This window comes from Corallococcus sp. 4LFB (assembly GCF_046520365.1).
In the GTDB taxonomy this organism is placed as follows: Bacteria; Myxococcota; Myxococcia; order Myxococcales; family Myxococcaceae; genus Corallococcus; species Corallococcus caeni.
This window is the reverse complement of the sequence record NZ_JBKGHJ010000204.1, coordinates 1-14210: the sequence shown is the minus strand read 5'-3', so window position 1 is coordinate 14210 and position 14210 is coordinate 1. Positions and strand designations below refer to the sequence as shown.

12 protein-coding genes and 1 pseudogene are annotated in these 14210 nt (G+C 72.1%); 5 read left to right on the top strand and 8 right to left on the bottom strand.

Features of this window, described 5'->3' with window-relative positions:
• A partial coding sequence (locus ACLEQD_RS21775; protein WP_410386359.1) for a DUF6068 family protein occupies window positions 1-952 on the bottom strand: 952 nt, incomplete at its 3' end.
• Between the two features lie 62 nt (window positions 953-1014).
• Window positions 1015-2220 carry a DUF6068 family protein gene (locus tag ACLEQD_RS21770; RefSeq protein WP_410386357.1) on the bottom strand — a complete coding sequence of 402 codons (1206 nt, stop codon included), beginning with the start codon at window positions 2218-2220 and terminating at the stop codon, window positions 1015-1017.
• Between the two features lie 135 nt (window positions 2221-2355).
• Between ACLEQD_RS21770 and ACLEQD_RS21765 the strand changes: the two genes are divergently transcribed.
• Window positions 2356-4374: a hypothetical protein gene (locus ACLEQD_RS21765; RefSeq protein WP_410386355.1), complete on the top strand. Its 2019-nt coding sequence runs from the start codon at window positions 2356-2358 to the stop codon at window positions 4372-4374.
• Here the strand turns inward: ACLEQD_RS21765 and ACLEQD_RS21760 are convergent, their stop codons facing one another.
• The 3 genes from ACLEQD_RS21760 to ACLEQD_RS21750 form a co-directional block, all read right to left on the bottom strand.
• A complete protein-coding gene (locus tag ACLEQD_RS21760) occupies window positions 4375-6078 on the bottom strand; it encodes an amidohydrolase (protein ID WP_410386361.1) in 1704 nt (567 codons plus the stop codon).
• A 110-nt stretch (window positions 6079-6188) separates the two neighbouring features.
• Window positions 6189-6941 carry a hypothetical protein gene (locus ACLEQD_RS21755; RefSeq protein WP_410386353.1) on the bottom strand — a complete coding sequence of 251 codons (753 nt, stop codon included), beginning with the start codon at window positions 6939-6941 and terminating at the stop codon, window positions 6189-6191.
• Between the two features lie 35 nt (window positions 6942-6976).
• Window positions 6977-7858: an AraC family ligand binding domain-containing protein gene (locus ACLEQD_RS21750; RefSeq protein ID WP_410386351.1), complete on the bottom strand. Its 882-nt coding sequence runs from the start codon at window positions 7856-7858 to the stop codon at window positions 6977-6979.
• Window positions 7859-7940: 82 nt separating this feature from the next.
• Between ACLEQD_RS21750 and ACLEQD_RS21745 the strand changes: the two genes are divergently transcribed.
• Window positions 7941-8597: an HAD family hydrolase gene (locus ACLEQD_RS21745; RefSeq protein WP_410386349.1), complete on the top strand. Its 657-nt coding sequence runs from the start codon at window positions 7941-7943 to the stop codon at window positions 8595-8597.
• A gap of 10 nt (window positions 8598-8607) precedes the next feature.
• Here ACLEQD_RS21745 and ACLEQD_RS21740 read toward each other — a convergent pair whose 3' ends face one another.
• Both ACLEQD_RS21740 and ACLEQD_RS21735 read right to left on the bottom strand, forming a co-directional pair.
• Window positions 8608-10014 carry an NAD(P)/FAD-dependent oxidoreductase gene (locus ACLEQD_RS21740; protein ID WP_410386347.1) on the bottom strand — a complete coding sequence of 469 codons (1407 nt, stop codon included), beginning with the start codon at window positions 10012-10014 and terminating at the stop codon, window positions 8608-8610.
• A gap of 107 nt (window positions 10015-10121) precedes the next feature.
• Window positions 10122-10895 (bottom strand): rhomboid family intramembrane serine protease, encoded by a 774-nt coding sequence (locus tag ACLEQD_RS21735; RefSeq protein WP_410386345.1) that lies wholly within the window; start codon window positions 10893-10895, stop codon window positions 10122-10124.
• Between the two features lie 216 nt (window positions 10896-11111).
• Between ACLEQD_RS21735 and ACLEQD_RS21730 the strand changes: the two genes are divergently transcribed.
• Window positions 11112-11633, top strand: a complete 522-nt coding sequence (locus ACLEQD_RS21730; protein ID WP_410386343.1) for a hypothetical protein — start codon at window positions 11112-11114, stop codon at window positions 11631-11633.
• A gap of 48 nt (window positions 11634-11681) precedes the next feature.
• Here ACLEQD_RS21730 and rnz read toward each other — a convergent pair.
• Window positions 11682-12606: pseudogene (gene rnz / locus ACLEQD_RS21725) on the bottom strand (ribonuclease Z).
• A 130-nt stretch (window positions 12607-12736) separates the two neighbouring features.
• Between rnz and ACLEQD_RS21720 the strand changes: the two are divergent.
• Both ACLEQD_RS21720 and ACLEQD_RS21715 read left to right on the top strand, forming a co-directional pair.
• The gene (locus ACLEQD_RS21720) at window positions 12737-13438 is read left to right on the top strand and encodes a DUF2293 domain-containing protein (protein WP_410386341.1); all 702 of its coding nucleotides are present in this window, start codon (window positions 12737-12739) and stop codon (window positions 13436-13438) included.
• Window positions 13439-13495: 57 nt separating this feature from the next.
• On the top strand, window positions 13496-14210 hold a 715-nt coding region (locus ACLEQD_RS21715), incomplete at its 3' end, for a TetR family transcriptional regulator (protein WP_410386339.1).

The window sequence follows — 14210 nt, the reverse complement described above, 5'->3', positions numbered from 1 at the left end:
GCGGCCATTGCCGCGGCTGGCTGACGGCCTCGCTGACCGCGTCGAGCACGGCCTCTTCCAGGGGCGTGGTTTCGGCGTCGTGGAAGTCCGCGCACGGCGCGTCGCCGGTGGGGCTGGTGGCCTCCTTGCGCAGGAGGAGGCCGCCCTCCGCGCCCAGGCAGACGCGGCGCACGGAGGCCGTGCCGGAGAGCTCCTGGCGCACGTCGTACCAGGTGCCCGGGCCCCACGCGTGGTCGAGCACGGGCACGGTGCCCGCGCCGCCGGCGCCCTGGCGGAAGGACACGAGCGTGAGCTGCTGGCTGCCGCTGGCGCCGAAGCCGGAGAGCGTGGTGCTGGCGTCGAGCAGGCCGTGGGTGAGGTACAGCGGCCCGGGCTTGGTGGCGTAGAGGCGGTTCTGGAGGGGGCCGTCGCTGGGGCGGCGGTCGTCCAGGAAGCGGCGCGCGTCCCAGGCGCGGCCGGCGGCGGTGGTCTGTTCGAGGGAGCGCTGACCGCGGTGCTCCTCCTTCCACGGCTGCGTCAACTCCAGGCGCATGGGCAGCACGCGGGGCTGGGAGAGGCGCGGGTGGAGCAGGGGCCTGCCCTGGTCATCCGTGAAGGTGATGGTGAGCCACGCCCACGGCGCCTGCACGGCGACGACCTCCAGCGCGACATGGCCGGCCACGCCCACGCCGGTGTCCGAGCCCGGGCGGCCCCGGTGGGCGGAGAAGGCGTACTCCACGCGGTCGCCCACGCGGGCGCGCTGCCACGGTGACGGCGTGGCGGTGGTCTCTTCGGGCGTGGGAGCGCCCGCGTCCGGCACGGAGGCCTGGGTGGGGACGGAGGCGTCGGACGGTTCGGTGGCGGTGGTGCCGTCGGAGGGGGAGACGGCACGGGGCTTCATGCTCTCGCAGCCGGTGCTCAGCAGGAGCGCGGAGCACAGCAGGAGGGGAGCGCGGAGGAGGGGGCGTCGCATGCGGCCGCTAGATACACGGAGCCCCGCGCGGATCCGCGTGGACGGTGGCCGTGTGTTCGGGGTCAACGTGTGCTGGAAGACAGCTCGGAGGGCTCCAGCCACGTGCCCCAGCCCGAGAGTCTCGTGTCCTCGATGAACTGGTGCAGTCCTGCCCGGGGCTGCCAGAACGTCTCCGCTGACAACTCCTTGAACCGGGCCTCCCTGGGGAGTCCCCGGAGCACGGGATTCCACACATCCGTGGCGAAGCCTTGGACGGTCACCTTGAGGCTTTCATGATCCATGCTGTCCGGGGTCTCATCGAAGTAGGCCCGCAGCGAGTCCTGCCCCAGGTGAAGCGGTCCCTGCCTCGGGAGCGGAGCCCCGTAGTCGCGAGGCGGCCAGGTGGGCACGAAGACGGACTCATCGACGAGCTGAATCAAGGCGTCTTCCAGCGCAACGCTCTCCGCGTCCTGGAAGTCCTCGCACCGCGTGCCGTCGGTGGAGTCGGTCCATCCCTTGCGCAGCAGATAGCCCTGCTCAGCGCCCAGGCAGATGCGTGTCACGCGAGAGCCTTCGCGAGTGCGCGCCTTCATTTCGTACCAGGTGCCTGGTCCAAAAGGGCGGTCCATGCGGGGAAGGACACCTTCGGAGGTGCCCGACCCCCGCTGGAACGACACGAGTGCGAGGCGGTGGCCAAACGTGACATTGAAGCCGCTCACACTGTCGACTTCGAGCAGTCCACGGGTGAGGTAAAGCGGGCCGGGGGGCTCCGCGTAGATCCGGTGTTGTGTGGGCCCGTCACCGCTGGATTCGTCACGGGAGGTGCGCTGTGCCAGCCAGTGGTGGCCGGCGGCGAAGGCCCGGATGGGAATGGGAGGACTTCCCCGGATGCCTGGAGGACGATGCGCCGGGGCCTGGCCCATGCGCATGGGCAGCACGAAAGCGTGGCGCAAGAACGGATGCGGATGAGGTTGGCCGTCATTCCGCGTGACGCGAATGGAAAGCCAGACCCAGGGCGGTCTCACGGCCACGACCTCCACGAAGAGCTGGCCCGCTGAGGAGCTGTTCCCCCGACTCATGCCGGACGCGTGCACGTAGAAGGCATATTCCACGCGGTCTCCCACGCGCGCGTCCTGCCAGGACGTGTGGGCGACCGCCGCGGTGTTCTCCAGGGGGACCTCCGTCACGGTGCTGGAGCCCCGGGGTTTGGATGTCCCGCAGCCCATGAGCAGGACTAGGGCCACGCAAGCCCCTGCGATGAACTCCTGGCGGAAAGACTGTCGTTGCATCTGGCGGATGCCCCCTGTCTGCCATTGATGCACGGACCGGCTTCTTCCGCCAGGGAACTCCACCCGGAGTGGAACCCCGTCCCCCGGCGCTGCTAGACCAGCCCCCACGTCCACACCGCACCCGGAGCCCCGCGCATGCCCTCGCCCCTGTCCATCCGCCGTGTCGTCCTCTACAAGCACGGCGTCGGCTACTTCGAGCGCCGGGGGAAGGTGACCGGCAGCGAGACCGCGCACCTGGACTTCAAGGCGCGCGACATGAACGACGTCCTCAAGTCCATGACCGTGCTGGACTTGAACGGCGGCTCCGTGTCCGCCGTGAGCTACGACTCCACCAAGCCCCTCGAACAGCTCCTCTCCGAAGCCACCATCCGCATCCCCGAACACGGCAGCCTCACCGCGCTGCTCGGTCAGGTGAAGGGCGCCCGCGTGCGCGCCCGCGTCGGCGGCGCGCAGGTGGAGGGCGCCATCGTCGGCCTCGAATCCCTGCCCGTCGTGCAGGGGGAAGCGAGCGTCGTGCGCCCCTTCCTCACGCTGCTCGTCGGCGCGTCGCTGCGCACCTTCGACGTGCTGGAGCTGGGCGAGCTGGAGTTCCTCGACGAGGCCGTGCGCAAGGACCTGGAGTTCTACCTGGCCACCGTCATGTCCTCGTACAAGAAGGACTCCAAGCGGCTGTCCATCCTCACCGCCGGAGAGGGCTCGCGCGAGCTGTTCGTCAGCTACGTGCTGGAGTCCCCCGTGTGGAAGACCAGCTACCGCATCCTCCTGGACGAGGGGAAACCGCCCCTCCTCCAGGGCTGGGCCCTGGTGGACAACACCGGCGACGAGGACTGGGTGGACGTGGAGCTGTCCCTCATCGCCGGCCTGCCCGTGTCCTTCGTCCACGACCTCTACAACCCCCGCTACCTGCGCCGCCCCGTCGTGGAGGTGCGCTCGGAGACCGGCGTCGCGCCCGTCATCCCCCAGGAGGCCCACGAGAGCGCCTTCGAGCCCGCCATGGACATGGCCGCGGAGGAGGAGGCCTACGGCAGCCAGGGCGCCCCCATGGCCAGCATCATGCCCATGGCCGCGCCCGCCGCGGCCCCCCGCATGCGGGCCAGGGGCGGCCCCAGGGCTGGCGGCGGCGGACGCGGCATGCGCGAGACGCTGGAGCAGAGCACCCCCGTGACGACGCTGACGAAGGAGGTGGGCGACCTCTTCGAGTACGGCGTGGACCGCCCCGTCACCGTGCACCGCAACCAGAGCGCGCTCGTGCCCATCCTGCACCGCCCCTTCGAGGGCCGCCGCGTGCTGCTCTACAACCGCGCCACGCGCGAGAAGAACCCGATGGCCTGCATCGAGTTCAAGAACACCACCGGCCTCACGCTGGAGGGCGGCCCCGTCACCATCACCGAGGACGAGACCTACGTGGGCGAGGCGATGCTCGACACCCTCAAGCCCGACGACGTGCGCTTCGTCCCCTACGCTGTCGAGCTGTCCTGCGTCGTGTCCGTGGAGCAGGACCTGGAGGACGGCCCGGTGTTCCGCGCGCGGCTCGGCCGGGGGACGCTCGTCGTGGAGTTCTTCCACCAGCGCCGCACGAAGGTCCTCGCGCGCAACAAGGCGAAGCGTCCCCAGGTGCTCTACGTGGAGCACCCGCGCACCGGCTGGGAGCTGAAGGACACGGCCGCCCCCGCGGAGACGACGGACGGCTTCTGGCGCTTCAAGCGCGAGCTGGCCCCGGGCGCCTCCGACACGCTCACCGTCACCGAGCGCACCAGGGGACAGCGCCAGTACTACCTCGGCAACGTGGGGCTGGAGGAGGTGGCGTTCTTCCTCGATTCGCGCTTCATCGACCCGCGCGTCGCCCAGGCCCTGCGCGACGTGGTGGCCCTGCGCGAGAAGCTGTCGCAGGTCATCCGCGACGTGCAGCGCCTCACCGAGGAGCGCACCCAGCTCTTCAAGGACCAGGAGCGGATCCGCTCCAACATCGACTCGCTCAAGAGCGGCGCGTCCCAGCGCGAGCTGGTGGAGCGCTTCGTCACCAAGCTCAACGCGCAGGAGGACCGGCTGGAGCTCATCGGCCGGGAGCTGGAGCGACTCGAGCAGGAGCGCACCCGTCTGCAGACGGAGTCGAACCAGCGCATCGAGTCGCTCTCCTACGAAGCGGACCTGTAGCTACTTCGCGTCCGCGCGGAACACCTCGCGGCCCGCGACCACCGTCAGCCGGACCTGCCCGGTGAGCAGGTCCGCCGGGGGCGCGTCCACGGGGTCCACCGACAGCGCCACGAAGTCCGCGTCCTGGCCCGGCTTCAGCCGGCCGCGCTGTCCTTCCGCGAAGGACGCCCAGGCCGCGCCCACCGTGAAGCCCTCCAGCGCCTCCTCGCCGCTCAGGCGCTGGTCCGGTTGCCACCCGCCCGGCGGCTGGCCGCTGGCATCCTGCCGCGTACGCGCCGCGTACAGCCCCGCGAGCACGTCCGGCCGCTCCACCGGGAAGTCGCTGCCCAGCGCCAGCACCGCGCCCGCGGCCTTCAGCTTCTGCCACGCATAGGCGCCCTGGATGCGCTCCGGGCCCACGCGCTTCTCCGCCCAGGGCATGTCGCTGGTGGCGTGCGTGGGCTGCACGCTCGCGACGAAGCCGTTCGCGCCCAGCCGGGAGATGTCCTCGGCGGTCATGATCTGCGCGTGCTCCACGCGGGGGCGCGCGTCCTTCATCCCCGCGGCCGCCAATTCACGCAGCACCGTGTCCAGCACCAGCGTGTTGGCGCGGTCGCCAATCGCATGCGTCGCCACCTGGAAGCCGCGGCCCACGAAGGCGTGCACGCGCGCGGCGTACTCCTCCGGGGACAGGAGCAGCAGGCCGCGGTGGCCGGGCTCGTCGCTGTAGGCCGCGCCTAGCGCCGCGCCCCGGCTGCCCAGCGCGCCGTCCAGGAGGAGCTTCACCGCGCGCATCGTCAGGAGCTTCCCCTGGAAGGGGCCGTCCTTGAGGTACTGCACGCGGTCGTCCGTCTGGCCATCCGCCATGGCGTAGACGCGCAGGGGCAGGGTGCCCGCCTTGTCCCAGGCCTGGAGCAGGCGGAAGGTCCGCAGGTCCATGCCCGCGTCGTGCACGCCGGTGAGCCCCACGCGCGCGCAGTGCTCCAGCGCCGCGCGCAGGTGCGCCTCGTGCTGCTCACGGGTGGGCGGGGGCAGCACCTTCAGCGCCAGGTCCATGGCGTTGTCGATGAGCACGCCGCTGGGGTCGCCCTCCGGCAGGCGCACGATGGTGCCGCCCTCCGGGTCCTTCGTGTCGCGGGTGATGTTCGCGCGCTTGAGCGCCGCGCCGTTGAGCCACAGCGCGTGCCCGTCGATGCGCCACAGCGCCACGGGCGTGTCCTTCAGGTGCTCGCCCATGTCGAAGAGGGTGGGGAAGCGCTGCGTGTCCCAGTCGTTCTGGTCCCAGCCCTGCCCCACCAGCCAGTCACCCTGGTGCGCGGTGGACGGGGCCTTCTCCAGCCGCTGGCGCACCTCCTCCAGTGACGTGGTGCCCTCCAGCCGCACGCTCGCGAGCGCCTGGCCCAGCCCGGCCAGGTGCCCGTGAGAATCCGTGAGGCCCGGCACCACCGTCGCGTCGCCCAGCTCCACCACGCGCGCGGTGGCGCCCGCGGCGGCGAGCACCTCCTCGCGCGTGCCCACCGCCAGCACCTTGCCGTCGCGCACGGCGAGCGCCTGGGCCTCCGGCTTCGCGGCATCCAGCGTGCGGATGCGCCTGGCCACGTACACCGTGGGCGCGTCCTCGACCGCCTGCTCCGCGGGCGTTGCTTCCGGCACACGCCGTGAGCAGCCCGAAGCGCCCACCCACAGGACCAGCGCCCCCAGCATCCAACCGAGACGTCCTCGCATCATCCGCGCACCCGCCATGACCGTTCGCCCGGGAAGCCCCCCGGGACATCGCGCGCGGCACTCTGACGCACGCCCCGCGCGACGGCCAGTCTTGTGAGCCGGTCTGGTGACTACCGCCCCACGCGCAGCGTGTATGTGTAATCAATGGGCGCGCCGAAGGGCGCCAGGGCCCGCACGTTCACCACGTGCTCGCCCGGGGACAGCTGGAGCATCAGCCACCACCCGTCCGTCACGCCGCGCTGCTCGCCCCCCACGAGGCACGGGTCGGGAATCTTCCCCACGAGGCTGGGGTCCGCGTCGAAGGTGAACAGGCCGCTGGTGTGGCGGTGGCGGCGGGTGTCCACGCGCCGGCCGTCCACGGTGACCACCAGGTCCTGCGTGCCATTGTTGAAGTCGAGCGCGCCCTGGCGCAGGAAGTCCTCCAGCGTCTGGCCCGGCGCCGGTTCGAAGGACGGGTCGGGGCACGGGTAGTCATTGATGATGACCCACAGCGGCACCAGCACGGGCTTGTTCCGGGGGACGCGGCAGGTGCGCTGGTACGTGGTGTCCAGGTCGTAGGTGGGCACGAAGTAGACGGGGCCGTCCTGGTCCTCGTCGCAGTCCTGCTCCAGCCGCAGCATGGGGCTGCGGTCCGCCGGCACGCGGAAGTGCCAGCGGTACCACTCCTTCGCCCACGCGGTGATGGGGCGGCCGTACACGCGCGCTCCCGGGGGAAGGACGACCGCGCCCCAGGTCCGCGCGTCCGTCTCCAGCGCTTCCTCGGAGGCGGCGGGCTCCGCCGTCACCGCGTCCGCCAAGGGCTCCGGCGCGCAGCCCATGAGCCATCCCGTGAGCACCGCCACCGCGATGATGTTTCGCTGCATGTGTGGACCCCTCCTGTCTGAAAGAGGGCTCCAACCTACGGACGCACGGGCGCCTGGGATTGTACGTGCTTGCGCGGTCCCCGCCCCGCGAGCGCCGCGGCCCGGTACTCGCCGGGCGTCACCCCCAGCGTGCGGCCGAAGTGCTTGATGAGGTGGCTCTGGTCCGTGAAGCCCGCCGCGAGCGCCACCTCCGCCATGGGCAGCGGCCCCGCCAGCAGCTCCTGCGCCAGCCGCAGCCGCAGGGCCCGCTGGAACACCTGCGGCGTCTGGCCGAACTGACGGTGGAACGCGCGCACCAGGTGCCACGGGCTGAGCCCCGCGACCCGCGCGAGCGCCTCCAGCGAGAGGTTGCGCGTGGGGTGGGCCTCCAGCAGCTCCCGCGCCCGCTGCACGCCCCTCGCGCACGCGGTGGCCCGACGCAGGTACGGCAGCCCCGCGTGCCGGCGCAGCAGCGCCACCATCAATCCCAGCAGCCGCTCCTCGCGCTCCAGCCGGGACACGGCGCCGTCCTTCAGCGCGTCGAAGGTGACGGTGAAGCGCTCCATCAGCGCCGCGTCCTGGAGCATGGGCGACGCGAAGCCGGGCAGGGTGCCCGCGGGCGCTCCCGTCTCCTCCGCCGCGCGGATGAGCAGCGCGGGCGGGACGTAGAGGATGCGGTAGGCCCACCCGATGGTGGAGTCGGCGGCGCGGCCCTCGTGCATCTCCCCCGTCGACACGGCGAGGAGGCTGCCCTCCGAGGCCACCACCCGCTGCCCCTGCAGGTGCATGGACTGCGCGCCCGCGTCGTAGGCGCACAGCGAGAAGACGTCATGCGAGTGCTTCGGAAAGGTCCACCGGGTGTAGGCCGCCCGGTGCAGCTCCAGCCCGGGCACCTCCGGGGCCACCCAGAAGCCGTCCTCTTGTTTCGCGCGTCGCATGTCGCCCCCCGGCGGCGCCCCCGTCCAGGGAGGGAGCGCACGGCGGGCGCAAGCATAGGGACACGCGGCCCCGGAAGGGCGTATGGAACGGCGGGTGAGCACCGTTACCCCTCGCGGCATCTGTTTCGACCTGGACGGCACGCTGGTGGACTCGCTGCCGGACATCATCGACAGCTTCCTCCACGGCTTCACGCACCACGGCCTGCCCGCGCCCTCCGTCGCGGAGGTGCGGGCGCTCATCGGCCAGCCGCTGGAGGCCATGTACACGCGCTTCGCGCCCGAGCACGCCGCCACGCTCTGCGCCGCCTACCGCGAGCACTACCCGCTGAACTTCCACCGGCGCTCCCGGCCCTTCCCCGGCGTGGAGCGCGTGCTGCGCACCCTGCGCGAGCGGGGCTACCTGCTCGCCGTCGCCACCACCAAGCGCGGCGACATGGCGCGGCGCTTCGTGGACGCGATGGGACTGGGCGGCCTGCTGCACCACGTGCAGGGCACGGACGGCTTCCCGCACAAGCCCGCGCCGGACGTCATCCACCACGCCCTGAAGGCGCTGGGCACCGGCGGCCTGTGGATGGTGGGCGACACCACGCTGGACCTGCGCGCGGGCCAGGCCGCGGGCCTCAAGACCTACGCCGTGACGTGGGGCACGCACGCGCGGGAAGCGCTGGCCACCGCCGCGCCGGACGAGCTCCAGCCGGACCTGGAGCGGCTGCTGCACCACCTGCCGCCGCGCGGCTGAAGCGCGCGGCTCAGTGCTGGGTGCCCGGCTGGAGCGCCTGCACCTGCCGCACCTGCTGACGGCTGTTGAGCGGCAGGGCCGGCAGCGTGAGCTGATCCAACTCGCGCGGGCCGATGAGCTGCACCACGTCCTTGCGGAAGAACAGGTCCAGCGTCCAGCCCATGGCCACGCGCACCTTCGTCTCCAGCTTCGGCAGCTTGAACAGGTAGACGGTGCGCCAGAGCACCCACGCGAAGGTGCCGGAGAACTTCAGCCCCAGGATGCGCGCCACGCCCGCGCGCCGGCCAATCGCCGCCAGCTGTCCCAGCATCTTGTAGCGGAACGCCTTGCCCGGCTGGCCCTTCAGCGCCGCGCACACGTTGCGCGCCGCCACCAGCCCCTGGCGCATCGCGTGCTGCGCGGTGGGCGGGCAGGGCTTGCCCCCGTTGGTGAGGTCCGGCACCGACGCGCAGTCGCCCAGCGCCCACACGCCCGGGAAGCCGGGCACCTCCATGCGCGCGTTCACCTTGAGCCGGCCGCGCTCCTTCTCGCACGGCAGCGTCGCCAGCAGGGGCGGCGGCGTGACGCCCGCGGTCCACACCACCGTCTTGGTGGGCACCACCGTGCCGTCCGGCAGCGCCACGCCCGCCTCCGTCACGTCCTTCACGTGGACGCCGGTGAGCACCTCCACGCCGTGCTCGATGAGCTTCTTGCGCGCGTACGTGCCCAGCTCCTCGCCCAGCTCCGGCAGCACCTCCTGGCCGCCGTGCACCAGCATCACGCGCACGTTGGCGTGCTGGATGTTCGGGTAGAAGGGCAGGGCGCCGTGGATGAAGTCGTTGATGGCGCCCGCCGTCTCCACGCCCGCGAAGCCGCCGCCCACCACCACGAAGGTGACGATGGCGTCGCGCTTGCCCACCGTCACGCAGTCCGTGTCCGCCTCCTCCAGCCGGTCGATGAGGCAGTTGCGCAGGAGCATCGCGTCGCCCAGCGTCTTCATGGTCAGCGTGTAGTCGCGCGGGCCCGGCTTGCCGAAGAAGTTCGTCTCCGAGCCCATGGCCAGCACCACGTAGTCGTACGACACCGTGTGGCTGTGGCCGTCCAGCCCGCCGTGCGCCACCGTGACCTTCTTCGACTCCAGGTCCAGCCCGCTGACGTCGCCCTCCACGAACGTCAGGTGCGGCAGCAGCTTGCGCAGCGAGATGACGATGGCGGTCGCGTTCAGGTCGCTCGCCGCCACCTCGTGGAGCATGGGCGTGAAGAGGAAGAAGTTGTCGCGGCTGACGAGCGTCACCTCCACGTCGTCCCGCTTGCCCAGCTGCCGCTCCAGGTGCAGCGCCGCGTACATGCCCGCGAAGCCGCCCCCCAGGATGAGCACCCGCTTGCTCGCTGGCGGCGCGCCCACGCTGAGCCCTTCCGACCGCTGATCCGCCCCCATGCCTGCCTCCTCATGACGCGAAGAACACCATTCCCCAATGTCGGGGCGCTCCTTCGCGTCCGCACCCCCTGCCACCGGGCGCCTGCCCTCCTGCCCGGCGGACGGGCTCAGGGGTGGTTCGGGTGCATCCGGTGCCGCCACGTCGTGCGCTGTGCCGTGTAGCGCGGGTTCTGGAAGAGCTTGATGAGCACCATGCCCGCCACGAACCCGCCGATGTGCGCCCACACGGCGACGCCGCCGGACACCTCCGGCCGCAGCGTCATCAGCTGCGGCAGGCCGGTGATGACCTGGAGCACGAACCACCACACCAGCACGGCCCACGCGGGGATGGGGAAGACGCGGATGAAGATGAAGAGGATGAACAGCATGTTCACCCGCACGCGCGGGTAGAGCACCAGGTACGCGCCCAGCACGCCCGCGATGGCGCCCGACGCGCCCACCGTGGGCACCGGCGACGTGGGGTCCACCGCCACGTGCGTGGCCGCCGCCACCAGCCCGCACAGGAGGTAGAACACGAGGAAGCGCAAGCGCCCCATGCTGTCCTCGATGTTGTTGCCGAAGACCCAGAAGAACAGCACGTTGCCCAGCAGGTGCCCCCAGCTTCCGTGCAGGAACATGGACGTGAGCGGCGTCAGGCGGTTGATGGCCTCGTTGTCCACCACGCACGCGATGCCGTCGCCCAGCGGCACCGCCAGCCCCAGCGGCGCGCGGCCGGAGAGCTCCCCGGGCACCAGCCCCAGCTCGCAGATGCTGGTGGCCAGCCGCACCACGTTGAAGCCCGCGCCCTGGAAGAACACCCAGGTGAGCCCCAGGGCCGCGAGCAGGAGGTACGTCATCACCGGGGTGCGCAGGGTCGGGTTGTCGTCGCTGATGGGAATCATGTCCGCCCGCCAGCATGGCCCCGCCGCGGGAGGCGCGGACGGCCTCGTGCGCGCGGATGTGCGACGCCGGACGCATCACCGGGAGGCGGCGGGGCTCCTACCAAATGAAGGTTGCCTGATGAAGGTAACCCCGTCCCGCACGGGCCCGGTCCTGGCTTCCGGGCCCGCGCCGGGTGATGTTCCGCAACCGTCTTCCCTTCCATGGAGTCCGGAGCAATGAACCCCTCGAAATCGTCCCGCGCCTCGGCGCTGCTCGTGGTGTCCGTCCTCGCCCTCGCCTTCAGCGGCTGTGCCGCGCGCCGGCAGCAGGCGTACCTGGAGGACAAGGCCATGGGGCACGTCTACCGCAAGCCCATCGCGGAGGTGTGGCCGGCGGCCGTCGCCCTCCTCCAGGAGAAGGGCTACTCCCTGATGAAGGGCCAGACCGGCTTCGAGGCGACCACGGAGTGGCTCATGACCAGCGCCCCGTCCTCCCTGGGCACCGCCTACGCGCGCTACCACGTGCGCGGCACCGAGCGCGGCCCCGGCCAGTGCTCCGTGGAGTTCCGCCGCCAGGACCGCTCCGAGTCCCGCGCCGCCGACGACACCAGCGGCCGCGGCAAGGACATGGGCGAGTCCGCGGTGGGCGCCGGCAGCTCCCAGATGAAGCGCGACTCCGAGCTGGAGTGGGAGCTGCTCCAGAAGGTGGACCCGGACGCCGCCTCCGCCCTCCAGGCCGAGGCGAAGAAGGTCGAGTAGCCCCACCCGCCGTCACCGAGCCGGGGCCGCCGCCCGCGCGAAGCCACCTCAGTCGCGCAGCGGCAGCTCCACGGTGAGGCCGTCGAAGGCCACCTCCACCGGCCCCTTGAACGCCTCGCGCGCCTGCGTGAGCAGCCGTCCGGGGTCGGTGTCGTGGCGGCTGGACAGGTGGGTGAGGATGAGCCGCTTCGCGCCCGCGTCGCGCGCCACCTGGGCCGCCTCCCGCGCGGTGGAGTGCCGCGTCTCCACGGCGCGCGTCTGCTCGTCGTCGGAGAAGGTGGACTCGTGCACCAGCAGGTCCGGCGTCCTTCGCCGCCTGCACCAGCGCGGGGCACGGCCGCGTGTCGCCGGAAATCACCAGCCGCCGCCCGGCCCGGGCCTCCCCCAGCACGTCCTCCGGCCTCACCACGCGCCCGTCCGGCAGCGTGACGGCCTCGCCCTTCTGCAGCTTCCCGAAGGCCGGCCCCTCCGGCACGCCCAACTCCCGCGCCTTCTCCAGGTGGAAGCGCCCCGGACGCGCGTCCTCCGCCAGCACGTAGCCCAGCGCGTGGATGCGGTGGTCCACGCCCACCGCCTGCACGGAGTAGCCGTTGCGGCGCACCACGTCCCCGTCCTTCAGCTCGTGGATCTCCACCGGGAAGGCCAGCGACTCCAGCCCCAGGTGCACGGCCTGGTGCAACAGCCGGCGCGCCGGGGGCGGCCCGTACAGGTGCATGGGCTCCGTGCGGCCCGTCATCCCCAGCGTGCGCAGGAAGCCGATGATCCCCAGGTAGTGGTCGGCGTGGAAGTGCGTGAAGAACGCCGCGTCCACGGTGAAGCCCGTGCCGAAGCGCACCATCTGCCGCTGGCTGCCCTCGCCGCAGTCGAAGAGGAGCAGGTCCGCGTGCGCCTTTACCGCCAGGCCGGACAGGCCGCGATGCAGCGTGGGCTGCGCGGCGGAGGTGCCGAGGAAGGTGAGCCTCAGTAGGGACATGCCGGCGCTTCCCACGACGAGAGTGGCCTCCTCGCACGCGCGGAGTCTTTCCTTCGCGCGCGCGTTCCCGGGGCATTTACCAGGGTGCGAGGGGGCGTGCTATGCAGCCGGCCCTTTCGGACCCCACCCCATGCCTGATTCCCTGACGGTCGGCCCCACGGCCGACCCCCGCCGCGTGCGTGCCCAGGACGGCCGCCTCCTCTCCGTGCCTGACGGCTGGGCCCTGCTCCCCCCCGGCGACGCCGGCCTCACCCGCCGCGTGAAGGCCGCCGGCCCCTCCTGGACCGTGGTGGAGAAGGTGGGCCGCAAGCTCTTCTCCCGGGGCGTATGGGCGCCGGAGGCCCACATCGTCCACGCCAGGGCCGCCCTGGAGGACGAGCGCGCCACCCCCGCCTACGCCAGGAAGCTGGCCCAGGGCCGCGAGCGCCGCGCGAAGGAGCAGGCGGAGTACGAGGTGGACTTCGCCAACGCCGTCCTGCGCTTCCTCGCCTTCAGCCCCGCGTGGCTCCCCCACGCCAAGCGCCTGGCCGTGCTCGTCGCCGGCCACGCCACCCCCGTGGGCAGCGGCACCGTGGCCCGCACGGAGCGCATCCCCATCGAGCGGCGCGCGGAGGCCGCCGTCATCGCCTGGATGCGCCACCAGACCACCGGCTATGACCACATGCGCATCGAGCGCGTGAAGGGCGCCCGCCGCGAGGTGCGCCGCGAGCTGGCGGAAATCTCCCGCGCCATCCTGGACCTGCACCGCCGGGACAGCCCCCACGCACCGCCCGCGTGTCCGCTCTGCTCCGCCCTCCTGCGCCCTCCGCCGACACGCCCCTCGGATTCCTGACCCGGCGTTCAGCAACGGCTGTTTTATTTCTGACCGGCGGGTTAGGAATGGCCCGCGATGCCCCGTCCCGCAGACCCCAAAGCCCGCAGCGCGCTCATCGCGTCCGCGCGGGCGGAGTTCGCGAAGCGGGGCGTGAAGGGCGCGCGCATCAGCGACATCACCGCCGCCGGCGGCCTGTCCAAGGGCGCCTTCTACCTGCACTTCCCCTCGAAGGAGGCCCTCTTCGCGGCGCTGGTGGAGGAGTTCCTGGAGGCGCTGGAGCGGCTGGCCACGGAGCGCCTGTCGCGCATGGAGCGCTTCCGCGCGGAGTACGGCATGCCGGGCCCCGGCGACGTCGCCACGCGCTCGGAGCGCTACCGCGTCTTCCTGCGCCTGGAGGCCGCGCTGGACGTGGAGATGCTGGAGCTCATGTGGGACCAGCGTGAGCTCGTCACCGCGCTCATCGTGGGCAGCCAGGGCACCGCCTTCGAGTCCGTCATGTGGGACGTGGTGGACCGCGAGGTGGAGCGCATCGCGGGGGAGTTCCACCTCCTGCGCGGCCAGCAGCCGGACACCCCGGACGTGGACCCCAGCCTCTTCGGCTCGTTCGTGGTGGGCACGTACCTGCTGCTGGCCCGGCGCATGGGCCGGCTGGCGCAGAAGCCGGACCTGGCCACCTGGGCCGTGGGGCTCCAGCGCCTCATGCACGAAGGCTCGCTGCCGCGCGAGCCCGTGCCCCTGGCCGCCGCCTACGCGCGGCCCTCTTCCCCGCCCTCCACGCGCCGGCGCCACG